General features: G+C 42.9%; 6 protein-coding genes. 4 read left to right on the forward strand and 2 right to left on the reverse strand.

Annotated features, from left to right (window positions below; translation table 11 throughout):
* Positions 1-76 precede the first annotated feature (76 nt).
* Positions 77-1,768, reverse strand: a complete 1,692-nt coding sequence (locus R7F07_RS04500) for an FAD-binding oxidoreductase (RefSeq protein ID WP_171342601.1) — start codon at positions 1,766-1,768, stop codon at positions 77-79.
* 283 nt (positions 1,769-2,051) lie between these two features.
* On the opposite strand from R7F07_RS04500, the gene R7F07_RS04505 reads away from it, so the two are divergent.
* Entirely contained in the window at positions 2,052-2,525 is a 474-nt protein-coding gene (locus R7F07_RS04505) for a DUF1842 domain-containing protein (protein WP_171342600.1), read from the forward strand.
* 134 nt (positions 2,526-2,659) lie between these two features.
* On the opposite strand, the gene R7F07_RS04510 is transcribed toward R7F07_RS04505, so the two are convergent.
* Positions 2,660-5,341 carry an ATP-binding protein gene (locus R7F07_RS04510; RefSeq protein ID WP_258495813.1) on the reverse strand — a complete coding sequence of 894 codons (2,682 nt, stop codon included), beginning with the start codon at positions 5,339-5,341 and terminating at the stop codon, positions 2,660-2,662.
* Between the two features lie 1,360 nt (positions 5,342-6,701).
* Here R7F07_RS04510 and R7F07_RS04515 point away from each other — a divergent pair.
* The 3 genes from R7F07_RS04515 to R7F07_RS04525 all read left to right on the forward strand — a co-directional run bounded on the left by R7F07_RS04515 (position 6,702) and on the right by R7F07_RS04525 (position 9,716).
* The gene (locus R7F07_RS04515; protein WP_053307255.1) at positions 6,702-8,000 is read left to right on the forward strand and encodes a hypothetical protein; all 1,299 of its coding nucleotides are present in this window, start codon (positions 6,702-6,704) and stop codon (positions 7,998-8,000) included.
* Positions 8,001-8,007: 7 nt separating this feature from the next.
* On the forward strand, positions 8,008-8,955 hold the full coding sequence (locus R7F07_RS04520) for a formyltransferase family protein (RefSeq protein WP_224721233.1): 948 nt from the start codon (positions 8,008-8,010) through the stop codon (positions 8,953-8,955).
* Positions 8,956-9,101: 146 nt separating this feature from the next.
* Positions 9,102-9,716: a phage tail protein gene (locus tag R7F07_RS04525; protein ID WP_005373442.1), complete on the forward strand. Its 615-nt coding sequence runs from the start codon at positions 9,102-9,104 to the stop codon at positions 9,714-9,716.
* The last annotated feature ends 77 nt before the right edge of the window (positions 9,717-9,793 follow it).

Genomic DNA, 9,793 nt, shown 5'->3' on the forward strand with positions numbered 1-9,793 from the left:
TTTTTTAATTTCTATACGTGATAGAACGGCCAAATGACGTTCTGTTAATATATGCTTTTTAAGATGCATATTGATGTTAAATGATGGTCTTATTAGTTCTAAGGTGATTAAACTTATCCTTAGCGTATTTTTCTTTTATACCGATTAAGTCGCGGTAGCTTCGATCAAAATAAACGCTTGTCGGAATTGCCGGATCTTTAAAGCTGATGAAGGCACCATAGGTTCCCGGTATATCAGCTTCTCTGGCTTTATCAATCCAGTCCATGGCTCTGTTTACATCAACAAGTACTGGGTTATTTTGTAGTTCTAGTTTTTGCTTTATCTCTTCATTCCACCAGGTTTGGTATTGGACTGTATATTGACACTGGCGGTAGGGGAAAGATATGTCTTCAAGGTCGTCTGAGTGATTATAAAAACCGCCAGTGATCGCCCCTAAGGTTACGTAACTAAATAGCCCTTGATCGCGGTTTTCTGGCTTTATCAAAGGTGAAGTTAAGCTTTGCAAAAGTGCAGTATAGCCTTCTGGTTTAAGACCTCGCTCTGACACCAATCGCGAAGTGATTTTGTGAGGTGCTGGGGCGTCATAATCGGGAGGGAAAGGAGAACCGCTTTGACACAAAGAATCGCGCCCCCATGTGCTCATCAGGGAGTGATCGTATTTCTTCCCGTCAAAGTCAGTGCCATGTGCTTCATAGACTTGAACTAAATCAGGGAAGCAAGCGCCAAATTGAACGGCTATAAATTGGTGAAGATCTTGTTCTGTTCCTTCCCAGTAGCCATACATGGTGCAGTGATGGCTGATGGTTTCGAGATCACAGTGGTTAGATGATTCAGGCAGAGCATCAATTTGCAAGTTGGTGCCGAGAAGTTTAGTCGTATCGAGACTTTTTATAGCCTGCTCCCAATTTTTTAGCACATCTATGGTAGGGTGAGTTGGTATTGGCTGAAGCGTGCCGTTGATTTTTTGATAAAGGTTCCACTGAAGCTCGAAGCGGTGGATCTCTTTGGGTAAAGGGAATGTTTTTACGCGTAGCTCGGTAACAATGCCATAGCTCATGCCTCCGCCGCCTCTTAGTGCCCAAAATAGGTGAGGGTTGGACTCTGCTGAGACTTCTGTGATCGTACCATCACCCAATACCACGGTTGCACTCACTAGGTGCTCACAACACATGCCGTATTTTCGCGTCCAAGGGCCCCATCCTCCGCCTTGAATATAGCCAGTCAACCCAACTGTGGCACAGGTTCCATGTGCAATCATTCGATCATGCTCTGCAAGTTTTGGTGTCAGTTGATAGAAGCGATAGCCAGCACCAATGGTGGCAATATTGTCACACAATTGGAAGGTCTTAATTCTGCTCACGTCAATCAAAATGACGTTGTCACCACTGCATTCACCTGCGTGATCATGCCCTCCTGAGCGAACACGAATCGGGAGATTGAATTGAGTTGCTGTTAGATAGGCTTGCTGAACTTCTTGCGTACTTTCGCACATGACAATGACAAAGGGTTGGTGTTGATAGCGAGTATTGAAGATGAGTGACTCGACTTGATATTGGTTCAAACCGGGAACCGGTGAAACCGTGTTTTCAAGAGGTGTCAGTAATCGTTCTTTAGGAAAACCGCACTTATCCATTTTCTGAATAAACAGTTTGGCATTATTGACTGAGATTGAGTACGCGCTAAGTACAGCGAGGCGTTGTATTTGAGGGTTAGGGTGCTGTTCTACCACTTGGTTTTCTTTAGTTCCCTGCATCCATTCATGTTTCATTATTTTTTCCATTTGGCTTATGTATTGAATAGTTGTTTAAATATTAAACTGAGTGCATATTTTCACCATATCAGTTTGGTATCAGTTGTTCTGTACAAATCGCCAAAAGCATCAGCGAGAGAGCAACAATATCTGGTTGATGAAAAGAACGATCGGCATCTGCGTGACCGTGGATAATTTATGTAGTCAAGTAGATCTGAGCCTAAATTGATACTGAACCAGAATGACGCGTTATCTACATTGAATGGGTCACTAACGACAATAAATTCAGTTGGAGAACACAATGAAAATGGAATCAAAAGAATCACAAGCAATTTTTACTGCTCATTATCAAATTGGTAACGGCTTACCTGGAGGAGTGAGCTTCGATGTTAATCTACTCGTGGCCAGCGAAGACAAATCAATAGTGGGTAAAGGACATATCTTTCAGGCCATTAACCCACCGTTAAATGTGGTGTCTGATCTCAATGGTAGTTTCAACTATCAATGCACGATGCGTGATTGTCATATCATGGTGACGTTGCAGGGCTACCAGCCTTATCTAGGCATTGCTCCTTTAGGAGCTGATCTTCATAACGTAACGCTCAACATCCTACTTAATGATGATTGGAAGTCAGGCGTGGCATTCTATCGATATAAAAATAGTTCAGGTAAATGGATTGAAGTAGCAAATCAACGCGTTACTCTACTTTTGCCTGAGCATGTTCCTAGCATCGAGAACTTTAAGGTGGAGCAAAATGATCTTGCGCCAGCATAAATCTCATCAGCGATGACACTGTGCCAAAACACAGATATTCGATGGTTTCGAATATCTGTGTTTGACGAGGTAAATCGAGTAAACACGATGACTTGACGGTGCAATTAATCGACTTTCTTCGTTTATTGAATATTTCATGGTTGAGTAGATGTGGAGAGCCAATGGTCCAGCTCATCAACACTTATTTGAGCCTGATTCAGTTGATGCTTACGCGCGGCCTGATTGAAGTTTAACAACTCAGAGACGGAGCTGGACTGGTCGAGTAAGGCAAGCATCAGATTCGCTTGTTCAATATAAAAGTCACCCCATGGATGCGGATCTTCTCGGGTGAAGTTAGACAGCTTATCGCGATATTTTCGAAGTAGCGTAGGCTGCTTATACTGCCACGCTACTTGGATTCCTTGTTGGTAAAAGCGTAAATAGTTATGACCGACACAGGTAGATTCTAGCCAAGCCTCACCAGTGCGCAAAGCGGAGAGGGCCGTTGATTCATCGCCACAAATAAGTGCCTTGGTAGATACGAGCCAAGGACCAATAAAATTGTGTAGCTTATTGATATGAACAAGATCTAGAGCCGTGTCGATGTCCGAAAGGGCTTTCTCCTCTTTTCCCTGATACCAGTGCAATCTTGCACTGGACTCCAAAAGAAAAGCGACAAATCGATGAGCATTAAGCTGTTTTGAAAGTTGTAGAGCGGTCGAGATTTCGTTTTCAGCTTGCACCAAGACATTACGGTCGAGAAAGATCCATGCAGCCGTAAGCCTAGAAACAATTTCTGCTCGGCGGTTTGCCGTGAGATAGGCAAGATTCGAGGCATGCTGAGCCTGTTTTAGTGCTTCGTCAGATTGCAGTTGATAGATCATCACTGTTGCCAGCATGTAGCGATTGGCAGTTTCAATCGAAAGCAACTGATGCTCTTCACACAGTTGCAAACACTCGGTTAAGTGCTCGTATGAGCGAGCCATTTTTCCTTGTGCGTAGGCACAATCACCGAGGCCGCCAAGCGATTTCGCTTTCGCGCGAAAACAGTTTGCTCGCTGACTGTAATATAATGCAAGTAAATGTTCTTTCTCACATTCGTCTAGCTGCCCAGTAGGGAATAGCATATTACCTCTCATCGAGTGGATTTCACACAAAGATTTATTTAACGTCAGCTTTTCGCACAGGGCTTGGGCTTGGTCTAAAATCGACATCGCTTGTACAAAGTTGTCGGTTAAGCGGTAGGGGTTAATGAGGTCTAAATAGTATTGAACACGTTCAGGATCATTTTCTGTGTGATGAACCGCTTGCTCAAGAACCTCAATACTCTCTTTGATGCGTCCCATCGAATACAGGCAGTTTCCTTTCATATTTAGTGCATACGCCATCTGTTCTTTAGGTGACTCTTTAATAGCGTACTCAATAAGAGTCAGTGCTTTTTCAAACTGATAATTACTCAGGTAATGTTTGGCGGTCTGTTCAAGAACAGTAAATACACCTTCGACCTTGGCATGATTAATATGGACGGCATATAAGAATCGATCTCGGTTCTCATACCATTTTGCGCAGGCCATGTGTATTTTTGAACACTGTGACTTGTCTATTTGACGGAAAACAGCATTGCAAATCAAATCATGATGGAAAAGGTATTGATCGCCATTGAGTTTTACTAAGCCAGCGTCGACCAACTTATCTGGTACGTAGCCGGGAATTCGAGTGATTTCACGCAGTTGCTCCAGTTGAAAGCACTGCCCCAACACAGAGGCAGTACAGAGTGCTTGGCGATCTTGGGCTGGAAGTTGAGCTAATTGTATCGAAACTAAATGTTCCAATGACTCCGGAACGTCTTTATCAAACTGAGAGCAAAGCAGTGTTTGGCGCAAGTATAGAGGATGGCCTTTCGCAAGCTTTATACAGTCATTGATATGTTTATTCTGTTGGCATGTTATTGAGCAAGCTAACTCGTAAGACTCTTCAGATGATAACTCCCTAAGTTCGATTAGATTCACGTTGGCAAACCAAGATTGTTTGGAACTAAGTCGTTTTTGCTGCCTAAACGTCAGAAAGAGTAAAATATTGGTTTTTGTGATATGAGGTAGCAGTGTCTCAAGAAATGCCAACATTACTTCGTCGGCCCAATGGACATCTTCAACAATAATCAAATGCGGTTTGCTGGTCTGCCGTTGTTGAATTAAGAAAGGGATAGATTGCTCTATCGTTTGTTTCAGCGTTTGGAACTCCATTAAGTTCAGCAACTGCTTTTCTGATTCGTTGAGTGTTACCCCCATTAACCAATAAAGGCAGAGGTGGAAAGAAGAGGGAATTGATGACTCGACAGTTTGCTGACGAATAGAATCATCGGTATCTTCACGAGTAAATGAACAAATTGCCCGAGTGAATATATTTTGAGGGGACAAGAGATCAGCACTGCCATGATTCAGGATTTGAATCTCTGTGGTTAAACACGAAGATCGATTCAAAGACGCAATGACTTGGTTGAGTAGGCTGGTCTTTCCTATCCCTGCGGTACCAGTAATACAATACGTTTGGCCTGCTTCTTGTTTTTGCCATCGCTTGATTCCGCTATTCAATGTTTCTAGTTCAAGTTTACGCCCTACAAAACAGTCAGTATGGCTTTGGTGTAAGGATACAAGATGCCAGTTGTTGAAGTCTGGCTCTCCTGTTAGAAACGGTTTTATTGGTCTGGCACAATTGGACGAGATAAAGCAAGGACAAGCAGCTATTTCTCCCCAAGGGATTTTAACTAGGATGTCATTGATTGGGGTTATCGCATTCGGATGTTCCGATAGCTCAGTGACTCGATGCTTGTATTTCACATTGATAAAAGACCGAATCGAAGCCGAAAGAGCAACCTGTAATTGAAGGGCTAGTTGTCGAATTCGTTCAAAAACATATTCGTCCGATTCCTGTATAGACCAAGTAAGAACAAACGTCCGGTTTTTTATTATGGGTGTAGTGTTTTGGCTGAAAAGTAATGTTTGCAGAGTCTTTGCGGTCAAATCACACTTTGCTTCGATTGCAAAAATAAAAAAATATGGTGGTGATGAAGATACATTTGTAAGTAATGGTTCTGAGGCCCGATCTATTAAGAGGTCCTCTACGGGGACAGAAAAGTATTCCGCGAGATTGGATGCGGTACGATACAGCACATTCGCCCCAGACTCTGCTCGCTTTATGGAAGCAATAGATACGACAAAACCCTGTTGAAAGCATTCTTCCGCCAGTCTTTCTTGGCTCAGTCCTAATTTCTTTCTCAGTTCTTTGAGTCGTAATACGTTGAGTGGAATTCTTCCATCCCTATTTGCCATATTTCACTCCGTTGTAACGTATAGCTTTTCCCAGTAAACCTGAATCGATTGGATATGTTGAGTGAATAAATTTATCTTATTTCACCACATATATAATACTAGTAGTTAAAATGTTATATACGAAAATGAAATGGGCATTTTAATCTTCAAACCACCTTAATTCATTGTTATATTAGTGGTGTTTTTTTATTAATAATTTTGATATTTATTTTTGTGAGTTCATGTTTTTCTTAATAAGTTTTTTGAAATATCTTTAAACTTATATCTTTTAAAAGATTGCACACCTTAAACTTATATTGGACTTCATTAAACTTTAAAAATTAAATTCTTTAATTTTAGAGATATAAATTGACAATCTTATTTTTAGTGTTTTTTTTGATCTCTATTCTGGCTAACTGATTTTTTCTAGTCTATAAATCAAATATCGGCAATTTCAAAATAACTGCCGAAAAAATTATTTTAATTTCAATATTATAAATAGTTGGCTTTATACTATGGATATTGGCTTTTTCTGCCTGTTAAAAGGCTTTCATATTACACCACACTTGAGTGCCGCGCTTACCTCTATTAAGGAGACTGCGTGGCTGCCATATGTCAAACGATCTTGCCATCGAGGGGATTGGCAAGCGCTTGCTTTAGAAGAATCACATCGAAAGGCCTATTACCCTAACTATTTACTACTATCTGAATTTACAGGATTAGAACTGTTTTTATCTCAATTTTTCTGCCCAATTTTGTCAGTACGGTTTATGAAGTTAGAGCCGGGAGCTGAGATATTGTAACGCGGACCTCTGGCATATGTTTTTCTCAAGTACAGGTGTGTTACATCATTAACTACTGCTACAGCGGCAAGTGAGGTTCATGAATTATGCAAAAAGGCTCATCTATAGAATTCTACCAGCAACGTCCTCAATCTCGTGAGACGGTCGGTGTTGAAGAAGTGCAGCAACAAACTCAACAGTTTGGTTTTGCTGAACCCGAAATGGATGAGCTGCTTAAGTACTCATTACGGACTCAACTTGAGGCTATGCTCCAAAACCAACTCAGCACGGCTGAACGCCAACGGCAACTGAAAGAGAGTTTCGCTGCGGCAGTTGAGCTCGTATTGAAGGAGACGAAAGTTGAGCACCGAACACTGGTGCAAGCCTTTCAGAGCATGTATGGCAACGCTTGCCAATCTCTTTCTCTGGCTAAACTCACTCAAGAGGAACTGACCCGACAGTACATTTCCACGTCTGGGCTGGTGATGTCCCCACTTAACTGTAAACACACCATCAAAGATGTGTACCGAATTAAAGGCTTTGCGTGTGGTATAAACAAAGCTATCCAACATATGCTTGCCAACAAGTCACAGGTTAAAGTGCTTTATCCAGCTTGCGGCCCCTTTGCACCATTGCTGCTGCCTTTACTTGCTCACTACAAACAAAGTGATCGAATTAGCGCAGAGCAGCTTCAGGTGACACTAGTAGATATTCACCCCGGAGCCATTAAAGCACTCAATCAATTGATCGCGGATCTCGATATCGCAGACTACATTGAAGCCTTAGTGGAAGAAGATGCTACCCAATTTTCGCCAACTCAAACGTTTGATCTCCTGATACTTGAAGCGATGCAGCATGGCTTTAGTCGGGAAGGGTTCCTCAGCATCGCGAAACATTTGGTTCAATATTTACATATTCAAGGCGAAATGATCCCCAATCAGGTATCTGTGCGCGCCATGATGGTCATCGGGGAGACGGAATTTAATCAACAATGGGAAAAAGCAGAGTATGCACATTCCAACCATTGCCAGCCGGAAGCGATCGATGATCGAATTGATCTGGGAGAAATTCTTAACGTCAATAAAGCCATGTTGCTCAGAAGCGAGATTTTTGAGCTAGATGGTGGAATAAAAATGCTGCAAGGCAACACCATTGAGCTGCCGAAAGATGTGCCAGATATGGCAAAACGTATCCTCGCCATTTACAGCCATATCGATACTTACGGAGATGCGATGGTCGGACAATACGACTCTGGTATTACCCATCCTAAACCCGACATGACTTTTTATGTGGATGCCAAGCCCAAAGCTGTTGAACACCATTACTTTGAAGCGAAGGGAGGGGATAAGGTCAGTTTCTATTATCAGTTAACCGGATTGCCAGGTTTTGTCGCCACCCATGGATGATTTCGATATGCAGCAAAAATACGTCGTTTTTACAGGAAGTTGTTACGCCTTGCCCATCATTCAGTTGTTGGCACAACAGCATAAATTGGCGGGCGTGGTAGTACCGGAAGGAGAACTAAATCCTGACTTACAGCAGCTACAGAGCTATCTGAGCGCTCAATCGATTCATATTGCTCAGTATACCGCCAATGACAGCAGTGCTTTGATAGCGCAACTCGATGTTTGGCGAGTCACGGATGGCGTTATCTATTTGTTCAGGCACATAGTTCATTCCTCGCTGTGTCAGTTTTTCAACGGAAACTTGTACAACATTCATCCGGGAAAGCTGCCCGAGTATCGAGGCCCGATGCCTCTCTATTGGCAATTAAGAGAGGGTTTAGACACCTTTAGCCTCACCCTGCATCGTCTTGAGGCATCGGCTGATTCCGGCGCTATAGGAATGGAGTTAGAGGTACCATTTCACCCGTTTGAGACCTTAACCAGTGCTCAGCAAAAAGCGTCACAAATGACGGCTAAGCTGATGTATGACTTCCTCATCGCGCAACAAAAGCAAGGGCTGGTTTGGCGTGAACAAGTATCAAACCCCAACGAAGTGGCACGAGCAGTAAACCAACATGATCTGCACCTTCGTTGGAACGTGCAAACGAGTCGCGAAATCGTCAACTTAGTGCGAGCAGGCAATCATGACTTCGGTGGTGCGATGTTGAGCTTGCCAAGTGGTGTCGCCAATGTTTTGCAAGCAAGCGCAATGGAGACTTCTTTAGTCGGTGTAGAGGCGGGGAGAATTCTCGAGATCAGCCCACAACATGGGTTACAAGTGAAAACGTTAGATAGCGCCATATCAATAGATGTTATTGCTACACCGCAAGGCGTGTTTTCGGGTTATCGCTATGCGCAAATGGCTGGGCTAGATGCTGGGATGTCATTGCTCCAGCACGCTTCTGCTTGTGAGTAAATAAATATCTCAATACGGCTCTTTGCGGCAGTGATGAAGCCCGTAACGGTATTTAGTAATGCGAGATTGGAAAGTTTTAACCAACCACACCAATTTCGTTATGGGCTGGTTTTAACTTAAGTGTATACGTTGAAAGGAAGAACAGTATGGCTACAGAACCGTATCTTGGGACACTAACCGCATTTGGTGGCAATTTTGCAATTAGAAATTGGGCAATGTGCTCGGGGCAAATGCAGGCAATTGAAGATAATCCAGCGCTCTTCTCTCTAGTTAGCACTCTATACGGAGGTGACGCCCGAACTACCTTTGGTTTACCTGATTTGCGTGGCCGCAGTCCAGTTGGTGTAGGCACACGACCTGGGGGGATGGATTATCATCAGGGAGAAAGATTGGGTACTGAACTGGTAACTATTGATATAACTCAAATGCCAGCACACTTACATACGGCAATTTTTACCCCTCTTGGCACTTCTGCACCTGTAACAGGCAGGATGCAGGTTGCTACCAATGCTGCAAATACACAGGTACCCGATAGTAATTCGTATATAGCGCAAAACTCTACCCCCGGGTTCTATAAACCGACGTTTCAGCAACCAGATTTGACCGAGATCGAAGGCTTAAGTGTGTCTGGTAGTGGCTCGGGCGGAGGTACTGTAACTGTGACTGAAACAGGCGGTTCAATGCCACTTAATATTCTGAGCCCGGTATTGCCGATTAATTGGTTAATTGCCACTGCGGGAGTATACCCACCGCACAGCTAATCAACCAAGAAAGAATTGGCTGAATCTTTAGCTAATCCTTTCCTATAAAAAAATTAAATATTTAAGTTGATTATGAT

Origin of the sequence: Vibrio sp. YT-16 (genome assembly GCF_033337405.1) — a bacterium.
GTDB classification, from domain to species: domain Bacteria; phylum Pseudomonadota; class Gammaproteobacteria; order Enterobacterales; family Vibrionaceae; genus Vibrio; species Vibrio alginolyticus.